The sequence below is a fragment of the Bacillus sp. FSL K6-2865 genome (genome assembly GCF_040311405.1).
Taxonomy (GTDB): domain Bacteria; phylum Bacillota; class Bacilli; order Bacillales; family Bacillaceae; genus Bacillus; species Bacillus velezensis.
Genome location: NZ_CP152036.1, coordinates 3264778 through 3281531 on the forward strand (window position 1 = coordinate 3264778; position 16754 = coordinate 3281531).

The 16754-nt window shown below is 48.5% G+C and carries 16 protein-coding genes; 4 read left to right on the plus strand and 12 right to left on the minus strand.

Going from position 1 to position 16754, the window contains the following annotated elements:
- Positions 1–1152: 1152 nt before the first annotated feature.
- The 3 genes from NYE42_RS16165 to allC form a co-directional block, all read right to left on the minus strand.
- Positions 1153–2349 carry an MFS transporter gene (locus NYE42_RS16165; RefSeq protein WP_144664266.1) on the minus strand — a complete coding sequence of 399 codons (1197 nt, stop codon included), beginning with the start codon at positions 2347–2349 and terminating at the stop codon, positions 1153–1155.
- A 121-nt stretch (positions 2350–2470) separates the two neighbouring features.
- Positions 2471–3724 carry an alanine--glyoxylate aminotransferase family protein gene (locus NYE42_RS16170; protein ID WP_060561910.1) on the minus strand — a complete coding sequence of 418 codons (1254 nt, stop codon included), beginning with the start codon at positions 3722–3724 and terminating at the stop codon, positions 2471–2473.
- Positions 3725–3742: 18 nt separating this feature from the next.
- Positions 3743–4984: an allantoate deiminase gene (allC, locus tag NYE42_RS16175; RefSeq protein WP_040238909.1), complete on the minus strand. Its 1242-nt coding sequence runs from the start codon at positions 4982–4984 to the stop codon at positions 3743–3745.
- Positions 4985–5183: 199 nt separating this feature from the next.
- Between allC and NYE42_RS16180 the strand changes: the two genes are divergently transcribed.
- A complete protein-coding gene (locus NYE42_RS16180) occupies positions 5184–6053 on the plus strand; it encodes an endonuclease (RefSeq protein WP_032876691.1) in 870 nt (289 codons plus the stop codon).
- A 49-nt stretch (positions 6054–6102) separates the two neighbouring features.
- On the opposite strand, the gene ugpC is transcribed toward NYE42_RS16180, so the two are convergent.
- On the minus strand, positions 6103–7209 hold the full coding sequence (gene ugpC / locus NYE42_RS16185) for a sn-glycerol-3-phosphate ABC transporter ATP-binding protein UgpC (protein WP_327954749.1): 1107 nt from the start codon (positions 7207–7209) through the stop codon (positions 6103–6105).
- Between the two features lie 155 nt (positions 7210–7364).
- Here ugpC and NYE42_RS16190 point away from each other — a divergent pair, with 155 nt between their 5' ends.
- The gene (locus NYE42_RS16190) at positions 7365–8093 is read left to right on the plus strand and encodes a GntR family transcriptional regulator (RefSeq protein WP_053574106.1); all 729 of its coding nucleotides are present in this window, start codon (positions 7365–7367) and stop codon (positions 8091–8093) included.
- A gap of 24 nt (positions 8094–8117) precedes the next feature.
- Here the strand turns inward: NYE42_RS16190 and NYE42_RS16195 are convergent, their stop codons facing one another.
- From NYE42_RS16195 to NYE42_RS16215, 5 genes are all read right to left on the minus strand, one after another.
- On the minus strand, positions 8118–8972 hold the full coding sequence (locus NYE42_RS16195) for a PfkB family carbohydrate kinase (RefSeq protein WP_040238907.1): 855 nt from the start codon (positions 8970–8972) through the stop codon (positions 8118–8120).
- A gap of 13 nt (positions 8973–8985) precedes the next feature.
- The gene (locus NYE42_RS16200) at positions 8986–9870 is read right to left on the minus strand and encodes a carbohydrate ABC transporter permease (protein WP_095284433.1); all 885 of its coding nucleotides are present in this window, start codon (positions 9868–9870) and stop codon (positions 8986–8988) included.
- Positions 9871–9873: 3 nt separating this feature from the next.
- Positions 9874–10752 (minus strand): sugar ABC transporter permease, encoded by an 879-nt coding sequence (locus tag NYE42_RS16205; RefSeq protein ID WP_023357120.1) that lies wholly within the window; start codon positions 10750–10752, stop codon positions 9874–9876.
- A 36-nt stretch (positions 10753–10788) separates the two neighbouring features.
- Complete coding sequence (locus tag NYE42_RS16210) at positions 10789–12054, minus strand: extracellular solute-binding protein (RefSeq protein ID WP_199022658.1); 1266 nt, start codon at positions 12052–12054, stop codon at positions 10789–10791.
- Between the two features lie 73 nt (positions 12055–12127).
- A complete protein-coding gene (locus tag NYE42_RS16215; protein ID WP_032867108.1) occupies positions 12128–13114 on the minus strand; it encodes an SIS domain-containing protein in 987 nt (328 codons plus the stop codon).
- A 196-nt stretch (positions 13115–13310) separates the two neighbouring features.
- On the opposite strand from NYE42_RS16215, the gene NYE42_RS16220 reads away from it, so the two are divergent.
- Positions 13311–14237 carry a MerR family transcriptional regulator gene (locus tag NYE42_RS16220; RefSeq protein ID WP_039063594.1) on the plus strand — a complete coding sequence of 309 codons (927 nt, stop codon included), beginning with the start codon at positions 13311–13313 and terminating at the stop codon, positions 14235–14237.
- 33 nt (positions 14238–14270) lie between these two features.
- On the opposite strand, the gene NYE42_RS16225 is transcribed toward NYE42_RS16220, so the two are convergent.
- From NYE42_RS16225 to NYE42_RS16235, 3 genes are read right to left on the minus strand one after another with little or no spacing between them, the layout of a single operon-like run.
- Positions 14271–14861 carry a sporulation delaying protein family toxin gene (locus tag NYE42_RS16225; RefSeq protein ID WP_007410098.1) on the minus strand — a complete coding sequence of 197 codons (591 nt, stop codon included), beginning with the start codon at positions 14859–14861 and terminating at the stop codon, positions 14271–14273.
- On the minus strand, positions 14854–15798 hold the full coding sequence (locus NYE42_RS16230) for a sporulation-delaying protein SdpB family protein (RefSeq protein ID WP_017418970.1): 945 nt from the start codon (positions 15796–15798) through the stop codon (positions 14854–14856). The genes NYE42_RS16225 and NYE42_RS16230 overlap by 8 nt, the downstream gene beginning before the upstream one ends.
- The gene (locus tag NYE42_RS16235; protein WP_040238904.1) at positions 15795–16325 is read right to left on the minus strand and encodes an SdpA family antimicrobial peptide system protein; all 531 of its coding nucleotides are present in this window, start codon (positions 16323–16325) and stop codon (positions 15795–15797) included. The genes NYE42_RS16230 and NYE42_RS16235 overlap by 4 nt, the downstream gene beginning before the upstream one ends.
- Positions 16326–16449: 124 nt before the next feature.
- Between NYE42_RS16235 and NYE42_RS16240 the strand changes: the two genes are divergently transcribed.
- Positions 16450–16722 (plus strand): DUF1648 domain-containing protein, encoded by a 273-nt coding sequence (locus tag NYE42_RS16240; protein WP_007410095.1) that lies wholly within the window; start codon positions 16450–16452, stop codon positions 16720–16722.
- Positions 16723–16754 lie beyond the last annotated feature (32 nt).

Sequence of the window (16754 nt, forward strand, 5' to 3'; positions counted from 1 at the left end):
TTGCGGCGTTTCGAATTTTTTATTTTTCCTCAGCTGACAGCCCCTAAATTTCGTTATTTACCACATGCGATAGCACCCAGCTACAACTAAACCGCTCAGCGGCGGAAAGCTTTGTGTCTCGCTGATACATACAAGTTTCGCTGCTTCCTGGTATCTTGAATTCTTTGTCAACACCAACAGTCGAACACATCAAGACCAAATACCGCTTCTGACGGGCCGTGCAAGGGGATTTTATAAAATTTCCAAAAAAGGAGGGGCGCTTCCCCTCCGTGAATCGTAATGAAGCTTCTTATGTTGGCTAATGGCTGTCTGGATAATGGTCTCACTGTCATCTTGGAAAGATCACTTACTTCTATAAGTCTTTCTTTTTAACAAAAACCGCAGATATAGCAGCAGAAATAACTATCCGCTCCGCTTCTTATGCACTCTCTGTAACATGGAGAATTATAAAAAGGAGGGCGCGCGGAAACATAGGTGGAGCTCCCTGAATGGGTCAATTGATGGGCCCATGGATAAGAATTAAATTCTTGCCGCTGATACAAATGGAATGACGGGTAATAATACAATATTTTCAACTCCTTTTCAGTACACCTTATTGTACTTACCGACACCCTTTTTAGATGATTGTCTCTTGCATAATTGTGTGTTGGCCTAATTGCGGGTTTTAATCTGCAAAATTCGTGCAGGGGAACCATCACAAAGTCATCCGAGAAAGGTTTTATAAGACCACCACTCCTTAATGTCACCAATAGACCCCTTCTGAACAGTTCGTATTATTTCAATGACCCGTTTTATCAGAATGCTCTCCCCCCTGCATACGAAACAGCAAGTTCCAAAACACTGCTTTTTCCTTCTCACCCATTTACCGCTCAATGATGTCCCCGCCTGACTGCCTTCTTTTTTGATCAACTTCCGGCATCAAATTCGTCAGACTCGTCAAGCGATAAAGCTGGTTTTCCTTTATCTACACCTGTTCCGGTTTCCATTCGCGCCATGCTTGAGCATGCGGAACAACGGTTTTTCCTATAATTCACAATGGCGTTCGATATGATTTTCCCTCTATGCGCATCTCTGCAAATTCAGAGATGCAGACAGCCAAAGAATAAACGGCAATCAGCAAAAAGCCTCCGGATACCCGGAGGCTTTTGATTCTTATCCTTGCTGCGTGAACGGCCGGGTCTGTGTCTTTTTGCCCCAGCCAAGCGCGGCCAGAAAACTGATGGTGAGAATGGCCGCTCCCAGCATATACGGAAATTCCATATTTACATCAAAGAGAAAACCGGCGGCTGACGGTCCGGCGATATTCGCTAAGCTGATGAATGAGGTGTTCATCCCGCCCGCAAACCCCTGCTGGTCACCGGCGAGCTTCGACAGCATCGTGTTAACCGCCGGCCGGAGCAGCGATGTCAGCGTCAGGAAAAAGATTGCCGCGGCAAAAACGGCCCAATATGAACCCGCAAACCGGCACCACACAAGTCCTGCAGCAGCCCCGATCAACGTCACGTTAATCACGCGTTTTTCCCCGAACTTGCGGACGAGATAACTGACGCCGACCGCCTGCACAAACACGCCGATGAGACCCGCGGCCGTAATAATAAAGGCAATATCAGACGCTTTAAATCCGTGTTTATGGTCAACGTAAAGACCGAAAACGGATTCAAAGTTCATAATTCCGAAGTTCAGCACAAAAACCAGAATCAGCATAAACGCGAACGGCGATTTGAGCGCGCGTGACATTTGCTTAAACAGATGCTCACGTTTTTCCGTTTTTGCCCGGGCTTCCAGCTGCTTTTCACGTCCCAGCGTTTCGGGCAGAAAGAAAAATGAAAGCACACTTGAAAAGCAGGCAAGACTTGCAGACACGATGAACGGCACAGACATGCCGTAATGAACCAAATAGCCTCCGACACCGGGCCCGATGACGACACCAAGCGTCATCGCCGCGCTGAACAGCCCCATTCCTTTCCCGCGTTCTTCTTCGGTCGTAATATCCGCAATGTAAGCGAACATTGACGGCATTAAAAACGCCGCGCCCATTCCGCCCAAAAGGCGGGATGCGAACAATTGCCAGAGGCTTCCGGCAAAGGCGAAGATCAATTGTGACACGGCAAAGGCGGCGATGCCGAAAATAATCAGTTTCCGCCGTCCGTATTTGTCGGTTATTTCCCCGGCAATAGGCGCAAATAAAAGCTGTGTAAGCCCCGCCGCCGCAACAAGCAGACCCATCGTGCTGCCCGTCGCTCCGAATTCGGTAATATAAGTGGGCATAATCGGAATAATCAATCCGATTCCAAGCATCGCAATAAACATATTCAGCATTAAAATTGACAATCGGCCTATGTACGCCATGATTTCTTACCTTCTCCCCAGACAAACAGATGATCATTCCATATTTGTCATTTTTTATACCACTCAGTATAACGGGCAAAAGGGAAAAAAGTCCAGATGATTTCAATCTCGTTTTCAAGTCTCATGACAGCACACCAGTTTCAGCCGGCAGATCATATATGTTAAGGGCCGCCTGCAGCGCTTCCCCGGCTTTAACGGCAACTCCGTGTCTGATAAGAACCGCTTCAAGTCCGGCCAGCACAAACAGCACATTTTCCTTTCTGCAGCTGTAGCCCATCGTTCCGATTCGCCAAATTTTCCCCTGCAGCGGACCGAACGAGCTGGCGATTTCAATTCCGAATTGAGACAAAAGCATCCTTCTGATCGATTCGCCGTCTGCTTCCGGCGGAATCTTCACACATGTGACGACAGGTAGCTTCGCCTCCGGATCGCCGAATAAATCAAGGCCCATCGCTGCAAGTCCCGCCGTAAGCGCTTTTTCATGACGCTGATGCCTGCGGAACCGTTCTTCAAGTCCTTCTTCCAGGACAAGGCGCACACCCTCCCGCAGCGCATAAAGCATTGCTGTCGCTTCTGTATGGTGATTCAGCCTTCTTTCACTCCAATAATCTTCGAGCTGGCTCAGATCAAAATAGTTGCTCGTAACCGGTCGATGACCGGACAGCCTTTTGCCGTCGGCTGCCGTCGCAATGCCCCGTTCTACCTTTTTACGCGCGGCAATGACAGCTGCCGTCCGGTCATTATAAGTAATCGGCGCCATTCCGGAAGGGACCGACAGGCATTTTTGCGTTCCCCCGATGACTGCGTCAATCTTCCATTCATCCGTTTTTACGGCGCAGCCTCCGATCGTGGCCACGGCATCCACGATAAAGAGTGCGTCTTGGGCGCGGCACGCTTCCCCGATTTCTTTCAGCGGGTGAATCCGCCCCGTTGATGTTTCTCCGTGCACCATAGCGACGATTTTCGGGGAAATCTTTTTCATCTCGCTGATAATCTCTTCAGGCCGGAAGACCGTTCCCCATTCACACTCGATCGTATGAACGTCCGCTCCGTACCGCTCGGCGATTTCAGTCAGCAGGTATCCGAAGCGCCCGTATATCGGAACGAGCACGCTGTCGCCCGGTTCTATCACACTTGCGAGAACAGCCTCAATCCCCGCTCTTGATGTACCGTCAATCGGATAGGCCCAGCGGTTTTCCGTTTGAAACAATTCACGGAGCATTTGCATCGTTTCGTTCATGATGCCGGTAAATGCCGGGTCAAACTGGCCGATGATTGGAGCGCCCATCGCCCTCAGCACTCTCGGTTCAGCTTCTGTCGGTCCCGGTGTCATAATCGTTCTTTGCGGAATGCACAATTCTTTTCTGGTCGGCACGCCGATTCCCCCTTTACGTTAATAGGCAAGTTTATGTAATACATTCGCCAGCGTAAGGACGCCGGTTTCAAGCTGATGTGCGGGTGTGAATTCAAGCGGCGAGTGGCTGATCCCGCCACGGCTCGGCACAAACAGCATGCAGGCCGGAAAGGTTCTGCCGAGCATCTGGGCGTCATGTCCCGCTCCGCTTACGATTTTCTCCGGGTCCGCCCCCTGTTCTTTTGCAGCCTCCGCTGCGGTACGCGTCAGTGTCTGATTCATTTGAACCGGCTCTATCCTCATATATTCATCAATAACGGGTCTGACTCCTTTGCTGCGGCTGATGTTTTCAACAATCGACACCAGTTTCTGATGGAAGGCTGCCAGCACGTCTTCCTCCGGGTGGCGAATATCAACGGAAAACTGGATACGGCCCGGAATGACATTCGCCATATTCGGTTCAACCGTCATTTTCCCGCACGTCAGGCGGAGCTCTTCCGGCTGTCTTTCCGCTGAGAGCATGAGTTCGTGGATGATGCTGCTTCCCGCCGCGAGCGGGTCTTTCCGCCATTTCATTGAAGTGGTGCCGGCATGGTTGCATTCACCGTCAAGCGTAACGGTATAGCGTCTCTGTCCGGCAATCCCGGTGACAATCCCGATATCCCTTCCCGATCGTTCAAGCGTTTGCCCCTGTTCAATATGAATTTCCAGAAAGGCACTAATATCAGTGCGCAGCGGTGCTGGATAACGGCCTGCACCGAAGCCGTTCTGCCGCATGGCTTCTTTCAGAGAAATGCCGGACGCGTCTTTCGGCGTTTCCGCATCTGATAGCGAGAAAGCACCGGTGATATTGCCTGAGCCCCAATAGGTGATGGGAAAACGGCTCCCTTCCTCTTCACAGAGCGACACAGCCTCCAGCGTTTTTTTCGGACGCCCGCACGTCTCATGCAAATACCGGATCGCCAGCATGCCCGCCAGCACGCCGAACGCACCGTCATATTTGCCGCCGTCAATAACGGTGTCAATATGCGACCCGGTCAGAATCACCTCATCAGGCGATTCTGTGCCGTTCAGCCGGCCGAACACGTTTCCGACATCGTCAAATGCCGTTTCCAGCCCGAACGCCTCCATTTTCTTTTTGACGGCAAGCTGGGCGTCCATCCATTCTTTCGTATATAAAAGCCTCGTCACTCCGCCGGAAGCGGAAGCGCCGAATTGAGACAGCCATTGTATGTCATCGGAAATCCCGATATTCGCCGCCGAAAGCTGCTGATGTTCCATACACGCCCTCCTTTTAAACTGAAAAACTGACAAGATGATCTTCATTATAGAAGGAGCGCATAACGAGTTCATTATCATATCCTCTAAAAAATCAATGATTTTCCGGATACTTTGACCAATAAGCCGAAGGAACCATTTTTCAAAAAAGATAGAATATTAGATTTATTTTTTGGATAATAGAGGTAAAGGAGGGCAAGTCATGACAAAAAAACTTTGGTTTCTGCCGATTGTCTGCCTGTTTTTCATTTTTGGATGGGCCGCGCCGTCAGCCTCTGCGGGCGCGCCGGCTGACACGAATCTGTACAGCCGGATGGCGGTTTCAACTGCCGGCGGCACAACTCTTTTTCCGCAAACTGCCTCAGCTGTCATCACTCCGTCTGCGGATACGGACACATATTACAAAGAAGCTTCCGGAAAAAGCGGAACGGCCTTAAAGAGCGCCCTGCACCGCATCATCAGCGGACATACAAAGCTGTCTTACAGCCAAGTATGGAATGCATTGAAGGAAACTGACGAAGATCCGGCAAACCCGAACAATGTCATCTTGCTCTACACCCAGGAATCACGGGCCAAAAGTAAAAACGGCGGCAGCGTCGGGGACTGGAACCGCGAACATGTGTGGGCAAAGTCACACGGTAACTTCGGAACAGCTGCAGGCCCCGGGACGGACATTCATCATCTGCGCCCTGCAGACGTCCAGGTGAATAGTGCCAGAGGAAACATGGATTTTGATAACGGCGGCTCAGAATACCCGAAAGCGCCGGGTAATTATTACGACGGTGATTCCTGGGAGCCGCGCGATGAGGTTAAAGGAGACGTCGCCCGCATGCTGTTTTACATGGCGGTGCGTTATGAAGGAGAAGACGGGTATCCCGACCTTGAGCTGAATGATAAAACCGGAAACGGCTCAGCTCCTTACATGGGAAAACTGTCCGTTTTGCTCAAATGGAATCAACAAGACCCCGTCGACAGTAAGGAAAAACGGCGGAACGAAATCATTTACGAAGACTATCAGCATAACCGCAATCCGTTTATCGACCATCCGGAATGGGCGGATGAAATCTGGTAATCGTATCATAAGAAGTGATAAGGGAGCCCCGATCATCAAGCTCCCTTTTTCAATATACGGCGTTTTCAGTGTCGGCATCAAAAAAGACGGCCCGGTTCATATTGACCGCAAGCAGAATGGCATCGCCGGGTTTCACCTGTGAAGCGCCGTCAAGACGGATCGTCATGCGGTCATCTCCGCTCACCGCATGAACGTACATCTCCGCGCCTAAGTTTTCACATACTTCCGCCACAGCGCGGCACACCGCTTCAGGCGGGTGCTCTGATTGTCCGGCAAGCGTCAAATGCTCCGGACGCAGCCCCGCAATCATCTCCTTACCGCTGTATCCTTTCTGCACAAGAACAGCCGCTTTTTCTTTCGGAATGGGCAGACGAACGGACGAACCGGCAAAATACCATTGCCCGTGACTTTCTTCAATGACGCCTTTTATAAAATTCATACTCGGAGAACCGATAAAACCCGCCACAAACATATTCGCCGGATAATGATAAATCTCATGGGGGCTTGCGGCCTGCTGAATATCTCCTTCATTCATCACGACAATCCGGTCGCCCATTGTCATCGCTTCCGTCTGATCATGCGTCACATAAACGATGGTCGCTTTCAAACGCTGATGGAGCTTGCTGATTTCGGCGCGCATCGTCACTCGCAATTTCGCATCTAAGTTGGAAAGCGGCTCGTCCATCAGAAACACTTTCGGCTCCCGCACGATCGACCGGCCGAGCGCAACCCGCTGCCGTTGCCCGCCTGAGAGAGCCTTCGGTTTCCGCTTGAGCAGATGCCCGATTTCCAAAATATCGGCGGTTGTCCGGACTCGCTCTGCGATTTCTTTTTTCGGCAGCTTTCTGAGTTTCAAACCGAACGCCATATTGTCAAACACCGTCATGTGGGGATACAGCGCGTAATTCTGAAAAACCATCGCGATATCGCGATCCTTCGGGGGCAGATCGTTCACCGCGTCTCCGTCGATATAAAGCTTCCCCTCAGAAATGCTCTCCAGTCCGGCAATCATTCTGAGTGTCGTAGATTTGCCGCAGCCGGAGGGACCGACTAGCACCAGCAGCTCCTCATCTTTTACATCTAAGTGAAAATCCTTCACTGCCGCCGATTGGGCGCCGTATGTTTTTTTGATATGGTCAAATGTTAATGATGCCATTCGAAACCTCCTCCAATACTGGAAACCGCCACATCTTTCTGTTATGTTAAAAATGTTCGGGGTTTCTGACAGATTCATAAATGAAAAGCAAATTTGTATTATAACGTCATAATACATATAATAGTACTACTACTTGACAAAGGAGGTCCGTCCCATTGTTAAATAACGGGAGCTCGAAACCTTTATATATTCAGCTGAAACAAATTATCGCGGACGATATCAAGAAGGGCGTTTATTCGCCGTCCGTAAAACTGCCGACCGAAAATGAGCTGTGCGAAACGTACAACGTCAGCCGCATAACGGTCAGGAAGGCCATCCTTGATCTTGTGGAAGAAGGCTGGCTCGTCCGGCAGCAGGGAAAGGGAACGTTCGTTAAAAGCCCTAAACTGAAGCGGGAGCTCATCGCGGTCAACGGCTACTCTGAATTTATGGAATCAACGGGGAAAAAACCGAAACATCAGATCCTTTCCCATGAAATCATTGAAGCGCCTAAATCCATCGCCCAAAAACTTCGCGTCGCTTCCGAAAGTCCCGTTCTTGAATTAAAACGCATTTTATTTCACGACGACCAGCCGCTCTCATTCGAAATCGCCCACTATCCGCTCAGTTTATTTCCCGACATCGGCAAGCATATTAAAGGAGGTGTGTCGATGCATGACATTTTGAAACAGCACTATCAAGTGGTGCCCACCCATAATACGAAGCTGTTAAATGTCGTATACGCCAAGCAGGAAGAAAGCCGCTATCTGGCTTGTGATATCGGGGATGCACTTTTTGAAATTGACAAAACCGCATTTATGTCAAAAGACAAGCCGATATACAGCTCGCTGTTTTTAATGCATACCGACCGCGTTACGTTTACCATTAACAGTCCCTATGCGTAACAAGTATAAAAAACGAGACAATGCTTATCGTATTCTCGTTTTTTCACTGCTTTTCCCGCCGCCCGGCCTGTAGGGATGCCCGTAACCGAACGCTCCGAACCCTCCGCATGTTTTGGCAGCCGTCCCGGCGGCCGCAGTAAGCGCTCGCCGAATATCCTGATGCTCGAAGAAATCGGTAAGAAACCCGGCGATAAAAGAATCACCCGCGCCCAATGTATCTATTATATCAGCTCTTACCACCGGCTGATGATAGACGCGTTCCCCATCCGATAACACCGCGCCATGTTCTCCCCTTGTCAGACAGACGATTTTCGCTCCGAAACCGCGGGCTTTTTCGGCAAGCCGCATACATTCACTTTCACTCAAATCACTCCCGGAAAAAAACGCATACGTCACGTACGGACAGACCGCTTCTAAATAGGCTTCGTCACGTTTTACAGAGAAGTCAAAGGAAATCGGCACATGGCCGCTCAGCATCGGAAGGTCACGTTCTATCCTGCTGTATACGCTCGTATGCAGCAGATCATGTCCGGCGATAAATGAGATGTCATTCTCCTGAAAAGCGAGCGTCAGACGCGATTGCACGCCGCCTTTATTTGACCCGGCAAATATCCTGTCCCCTCTTTCATCAAGCGTGACGACCGCCATCCCGTTTTCTCCGTATGCCCGGCGGATCAGATCGGCATTCACCTTTTCCAGTTTCAGCACATTCAATACGTGATCCGCCGCTTCATCACTGCCGAGAATCCCGATATAAGAAGTTTCGTGGCCTAAGCGCCGGGCAAGCACGGCTACGTTTAACGCATTTCCGCCCGGATAAAACGTCTCCTGATCCTGATAATAATCTACTACATTATCTCCGGCCGCTATCAGTTTCATCTTTTCATCCTCCTTATCCTTTTACGCTTCCCGCAGCAATGCCGCGGATAAAATATCTCTGCATCAATAGAAACAGCGCGATGATCGGAGCAGCAGAAATCGTCAGCCCGGCCAGCAGCACGCCCCAATCCGTCTGCAGCGCATCTCTGAACTGCATCAGCCCGGCCGGAATCGTCCGTAAATTTTCATCATCGATAAAAATAATCGCAAACATAAACTCATTCCATGTATGGTAAGCCGTCAAAATGCCTGATGTCACCAGAATCGGCACGCTCATAGGTAAGAATATTCTGAAAAATATTCCGAAACTTGTACATCCATCCAGATAGGCAGCTTCCTCAAGCTCTTTGGAAATCGACAAAAAATAGGAACGGATCAAAATCACGGTAAACGGAATACGGTAGGCGGCGTACGGAAGAATCAATGCCCAATACGTATTGTACAGTCCCAATGACTGGATAATGGAGTACAGCGGCACAAGACTGACCTGCGGCGTCAGCATCAAGCCGCCAAGACAAATGATCAGCACAAACCCTTTTCCTTTAAATTGAAAACGGGCAAGCCCGTATGCCGCCCAGGCGCTCACAAATACGGTGATGAGACAAGTCAGCACGGTCACAATGACGCTGTTCATAAAATAAGCGGAAATCCCTTGATTCCATGCGGATACGAAGTTTTCGGGATGCCAGACAGAGGGCAGCGACCAGCTGTGCTCAAAAATCTCATCCGAGCTTTTAAAGGCGCTGACCGCCATCCATAACAGCGGATAAGCAACGGCAATGAGGTAGATAATGAGAAACAGCCACACAGACGTTTCCCCGACATACCATTTTCTCGGTTTTCCGCCTGTTCTGACGGCCTGACGGGCATGACGCAAGTCCGTCTTTTCAGGAAGCATCGGCTACTCCTCCTTTCCGGTCTTAAAGAATTTCATCTGAATAAGCGACAGAGCAAGCGTCAGCAAAAGCACCACCGTCGCGATCGCAGAAGCGTAGCCCATCATATCCTTTGTAAAAGCGCTCTTATACAAAAATGTGCTCAGCACTTCTGAAGCATTGCCCGGCCCTCCGCCGGTCAGAATATACGGTTCATTAAATACGGTAAATGCGCCGGTCAGCGTCATCACCACAGCAACAAACGACATTTCTTTCGTCTGCGGCACCGTAATGTGAAAAAACTGCTGGATTTTTCCGGCTCCGTCCAGCTGCGCCGATTCATATAATTCAGCAGGAATGCTCTGAATCGAGACAATGTACAGCATGGCGATGTAACCGACAGACTGCCATTGAGACACAAAAATGACAGACAGCATAGCGGTGTTTTCATCGCCCAGCCACGCCCGGGTCAGTTCATCAAGTCCGACGGCTTCCAGCAGCTGATTCAAAAGCCCGATTTCCGGGTTATAAATAAAATCAAACAACAGCGCAATGACGGTCATGGAAATGACGACCGGAAGAAAAAAGACCGTGCGGAAAAACGGCGACCATTTTCTTACCAATCTGTCTTCCAGCACGGCCGCCAGAATTAAGCCGCCGCCAACCTGGCAAATCAGCGATATGACCGCATACAGCACATTGTTGCGGAGCGCTGTAAAAAATACGGGATCGTGAAACAGGTCAATATAATTTTTCAAACCGATAAACGTCTTTTCGGGTTGAAATGAGCTCCATTCAAACAGACTGAAAAACACATTCTCAATAATCGGAATGTAAACGAACAGCAGAAAAATCAGCGCGGGCGCGAGAAACAGATACGGAATGAAACGTTTTCGGCTGACCAAGGAAATCCTCATCTCCTTTCTCCAAAGAAATCTGTTCTATTCAGATGACGCTTTGACCTGACGCGCCGCTTTCTGCACGGAATTCATCACCTCGCGCGGTGTCATTGTGCCGCCGAGCATCTGCTGAACGCCTGCCGCATACACATCGGCGATTTCAACGTCAACATCCATATCAAACCACGGCACCATTGATTCGGCGCGGACGATATCCTGCACGGCTTCACGCTGGATCGGGGCGGAATTGTTTTCTGTCGCCGTTCCTTGAACCGCGCTGTATTTACCGACGTCTTTTATCAGCTTCTCTCCCATTTTTTTCGAGGTTAAAAACTGTAGAAATTCCATGGCTTCTTTCGGGTGCTTCGTTTTTGAGGAAATCATAAATCCTTCCGGAGATCCGGTCAGTGCACGGGGAGATCCCTTTTCGCCGCTGAGTTTCGGGAAAGGAAACAAGCCCAGATTGACCGGTTCGACGAGCTTAATTTCTGCCGTTTCCGCATAAATCATCGCCGCTTTGCCGCTCGTAAACTGCTGGCGCACGTATTCGTGATCAACGGAGTTCACGTGCTTTGTAAAGTACGGCAGAAGTTCCTGAAGCTTTTCAAGCGCTTTGACATAGCCTTCGTCCATAAACTCCCCGGTTTCCGGGCTGTAATCCTTCGCCCGCGTTTTTTCATCCACCATACGCTGGTTCAGCGTCCCGATATAATGAGAAATCGTCCAAGGCGCTTTTGTGCCGAAACTGATCGGAATATATCCGTTCTCTTTCAATTTCTCAGAGACTGTGATCAGTTCATCCCATGTCGCCGGGGGCTTCAAATGTAATGTATGAAAAATGTCCTTATTATAAAAGAATGATTTAGCGTCCATTTGCCACGGAACACCGTACTGTTTTCCGTCATGCGTAAAGGGTTTGATTTGTGACTGCACAAGCTGTGAGGACCAATCTTTATCCTGCTGATAGTAAGACGACAGATCGAGGGCTTTATCTCCTTTGATGAATTTATAAGCAAACCGGTCGCTCCATGAAAAGAAAATATCAGGGGGGCTCGTTGTTCCGAGCATGACTTTCACCTTGTCTTTATAAGAATCGTTTAAGACCGCTTCCGTTTGGATATGAATATCCGGATGAGCAGCTTCAAATTCTTTGACCGCTTCTTCGAAATAGCTTTTTTCCGGCTCCTTCGGCCACCTGTGAAAAAACTTCAAGGTCACTTTTCCGTCAGAGGAACTGCTTTGGCTTGAACAGGCGGCGGCTGACAGACATACGGCTAACAGAACGAACAGGCAGATGAGCTTTTTCAGATGCTTTTCCTCCTTTGTCACCGGACTATAACGTTATATATCATTATAGTCCGGTGAAATATAATGCGCGTTCTTAATATTCGACTTTCCACATGTAACGCCGCTGGCTTAACGGATGGTTCCTTGCTTCCGCCAGCGCATCCGCATAGCTTCTGAGCACCCGGTTTAATACGAGAGGAGCCAGATAGCCTTTTACAGAATCGTCAATTCCGGAAAAATCATATGCTGCCGCATCAAGCACAGTCAGTTTTTTGCCGTATCTTTTTGAGAAGGAAAGCGCCCGCTCTTCAAGGGGTCTTGTTTCGTCTAAGCCGAGCAGGATAATAAATGGAACGGATTCATCAATGATTTCGAACGGTCCGTGAAAATATTCTCCGGCATGAATGGCGTGGGAATGAATCCATTGCATTTCCATGAGAATGCAGATGCTGTAGGAGTAAGCGACGCCGTAGTTCGCACCGCTTGCCATCGTGTAAATGATATCTTCTTTTTCGTGGGCTTTCGCGAATGCCTTTGCGTGATCCGCTTCTTGTTTAAGCGCTTTGTCATATACGGTCTGGAGCTTATTGAGTCCGTCGATCGCCGGCTCAAACGCGGGATGGTTTTCCAGCACGTGTAAAGCGCCGAACACGATTTGATACAGAACCCCGTAATTCGTATTTATCGCCTGTGCATTCTCACCCCAGTCATACACCGCGACATATTCGGCTTCTTTCGCTAGCGGCGAATCAGGCTCAAAGGTCATCGCAATCGTAAGCGCGCCTTTTTTTCTGGCGAAACCGGCGGCTTTCACCGTTTCCGGCGTATTGCCTGACTGAGAACATAAAATCACGAGAGAGTTCTCCCCGAGCTGAACGGGATTGCGCTGAATAAATTCATTTGAACTGTAGAGATCAGAGCTGATGGCTTTCGCCTCTCTGTCAAACACGTACTTGCTCGGATACATAATGGCTGAAGAACCCCCGCAAGCGACGAAAAAGACGTGGTCAATCGTTTTTCCTTTCAGATCATCCAAGAAAGCCTGAACTTTGTGATTCACTTGTGCGGCAGTTTGACTCAAATCCTTCACTCCTCAGTGTTTTATTATATAACGTTATATAACATTATATAACGTTATATTAATCGCAACAAAGGTGCGTTGTCAATCATATTTTCTGAAATTTCTAAAATATAAAATAAACCCGTCTTATTTCCCGCCCTCTCTTGACCTGACCCTTAGAGACACGTTTAGAATGAAAAACAGGGAGTGATTCAGAATGAATATAAAAGAAGCCGCCAGACAGACGGGTCTCACGAAAAAAGCCATCAAATATTATGAGCAGGAAGGTTTAATCACCGTCAGCAAAAACCCTGATAACGGATACCGTGAGTATTCCGCTCAGAACGTGAATACGCTGAAAATGATTGCCGCCCTCCGAATGCTGGCACTGTCTGTAAGCGATATTAAAGCGTTCCTCTTAGAGGGCAGCAGTCTGCATGATATACTGCGCCGGCAGCATCAAAAGCTCAGCCGGCAGATTGAAGAGCTTGAGCAGGAACGGAAACTGACTGAAATGCTGATCAAGCGCGTGGAAGATGCGGAAAATGTCGATTCAATTCTGCATGATATCGGCGAGGTCAAAATAGATGAACCGAAGTATATGGGACTTCAGCTGAAAAAACTGTTCCCGGGAGATTTCGGAGAATTTATCGCCGCGCTGTTTGAACCGTTCCTCGACTTTTCTATTGATACAGATGAGAAAAAAACGATATGGGCGGAGCTTATTAAAGTATTGGATGATATGGAAGAAGTTCCGGCTGCACACCCGATGATGCAGCTGGTCGGCAAGGAGGATCCGGCTCAGCTCCAGCAGCACAAAGTACAGCATGACCAATTTATCGAGCGGATTTTGGAGAGAGACCCCGCCACTTGGGACACTCATAAAAACATCATCATTCAGCTTGTGAAAAGAGTGCAGACAGATGAAGAATACAGGGAAAGCCTGATCAAGGTCGGAGAATCCGCTTCTGATCTGCCCGCGCTGAAGGCGGGATCGCCTTTCAGCAATCTTCTTCAAAAGCTCAGCCCGAAATATGACACGTACGTGCGACTTCAGCTTGAACTGAAAAAAGAAGCCGACGAGGAACTCGGCTTTGATTCAGAAGCATATTTAAAACAGATGCTTCAATCAAAAAAACGCTAAGGTTCGTTTCCTTAGCGTTTTCTTTCTTCAGCCTCAGTGCTGCGCGTTAATGCGGTCAACGACATTAGCGATGAGCTGCTCTTTTCCTAAGTCGGAATCTTCGTCAACGCTTGCTACTGTCAAAATGATGGCCGCTACCGCAAGAGCGATCGTCTCAATGGCGGCCGCCGCGTTTAAAAATACCCATACAGCCGTTGCGCATTGGCCGATGGCCGTTGATTTTCCTTTGTCCATGCTCTTTTTGTCAAACTCTTCTTTCAGCACTTTCGCCATAATCTGCGAACCTTGATCAATGACGCTGTTCACTTTCTCATAATCGCCGCTGTAGACCGCCGCTTTCAACTCTTTAAAATAATCCGGCGATGACTTTTTAATATCAGCGATCACCTGATCGGAAACTTGCTTTAATTCATCCTGATCAATCTTTTTGACAGCCTTGGTATCCCATACTTCAGGAAGGAGCTTTGCGACCTCACCTTGTCCGAAAAAGATGCCGGAAAAAATGTCTTCACCCGAATAAGAGACCGACGGCTCAGTTTTCGCCGCGGCATGCGGGCCGACTAATGCGACCATTAAAACAAACACCAGCATCATGGCAGCTGCGGACTTCTTGCTTTTAACCATATAATTTCCTCCTTTTCCTTTTATTGAAAAAATTGTATCTGATAAAAAGGGGATTGTAATGGTTCAAAGCTACTGTTTTCTCTGCCGGCACCAAAAACAGGACCAAAATACCAGCCACCGTAATGGAAAACGAGGTAAGCCCCAGCATAACGGCAAAGATTTCGTGCATAAAAATGGAGATAAACAATATCAGACGCCAATATGTTTTCGGAGCGAACAAAGCGCAGAACATAATGGTTTGCACAATGAGCGTGCCCCACGTCGGGATGATGACAAGCTTGGACTGCAGGATAAAGTCAAACAGACCGTGAAGCGCATCCGGCAGACCCAGCATCGGATCGTTCAAATAGTAATAAACGGCGGTTCCGTTCTGCCATTCTTCTTCCATCAGTTTGGCAATGACAGAGTTAAAGTACAGCATCGCGACCTGTATTCTGATGATTGTCAGTGTCGCCCAGCATAAGGAGCGGTAATAAGGCTCAAGCGGTCTTTTCTCAAAAGACGCCTCGTACGGAGACCAGTGCCATTTCCGCGGATCGGTTAATGTCAGCGGGAGCAGCAGCAGTGTAAAAACGGCAGCCACCTGATCTCCTCCGTCAAGGGTAACGGCGGAGTTTTGGAAGCTGTACGAAATCCACCAGTGAAAAAAACCGGTGATTCGCGGCCGCCAGCCAATGACGACAAGGATTAACATACAGATACAAACGGCTTTGACGATCTCAATGTAACGGAAATCGGGAAACAGCAGAAACAGGCTGAACGTGTCGGAAAAACTGAGCATTTGATTTTGCGTTTTGAAGAAGACAGACGCCGGATTAAACAGCAATGTCAGCAGCGTGCCGAGCGCGATTAAGCTTCTGGCAAGCCCGTACACATTTGTCCAAGGCGGATTCTTCATCATCCATAAGGTGAGCTGCTTTTTTGCATCCTGAATCAATTGACATCCACTCCGATGTATTTTTTGATGGTTCTTTTCGTTTCGGTATGCTGGCTCCATGCCCATGGGGTAATGCGTTCATATGTAATGATCATTTTCCCTTTCAGCCTTGGGGAGGGAGACTCATTTTTCATTTTCAAAAATGTGGTATCCTTAATGTCTTGGCCAGTCGTGAAGTCGTTCCACTTCTCTTTGGAAGGCAGCTTTTCCAGCATAAGGCCGAGCTCTATCCCTTGCGTCCGGCCGTAGCGGTTTAAGCCGATGACATTTTTCAGAGAATTATTCGGCCATCTGAGCTCCTCATCGGCATCAAGAAGATAGATGTTCAAGCTGTCTTCTCTCGGATCTTTACTGAAAAATCCCCAGCTTTGCGGATAAATCATGGAAACGGTTTTGGATTGATGCTTGGTTAATTGGATGGCGGAGCTTGGCAGTGCCGCGATGACGGTAAAAAACAAAACGATGATCCAGGCGGCCATGATAAAAAGAAAGAATGAAAACATGCTGGTTTGCTTCTTGTCAGTCAATTGAAACCCTCCTAGCGTATGGAAATTTCATTGACATGATTATACACCAATCAACAGGTAAAATATTGATAAATTAGATTTTTCGGACTAATATACTATTATATGTAAAAAAGGGAGTGTTCATATGTTTTTGATGAATGATAAAGTGCTGTGGGGAGCGGTGGTTCTCGCCTTTATTCTGTCGATTGTGTTTTATCCGTTTCTTCCTGCTGATATGGCCATTCACTATGACGTGTCGAACCGTCCGAATACATCAATCAATAAAACGGCCGGCGTCCTGATTTTTCCCGTGCTCATGATGATCTGCATGTTATTCAGAAAAAAGGTCGTCCAGCTATTCCTCGTCGTTTACTGTCTGCTGATCGTGCATATTGCCGTGATGTGGCTGGCACTGTAAACATAAAGAAAACCGGAGCCCTTAAGCTCCGG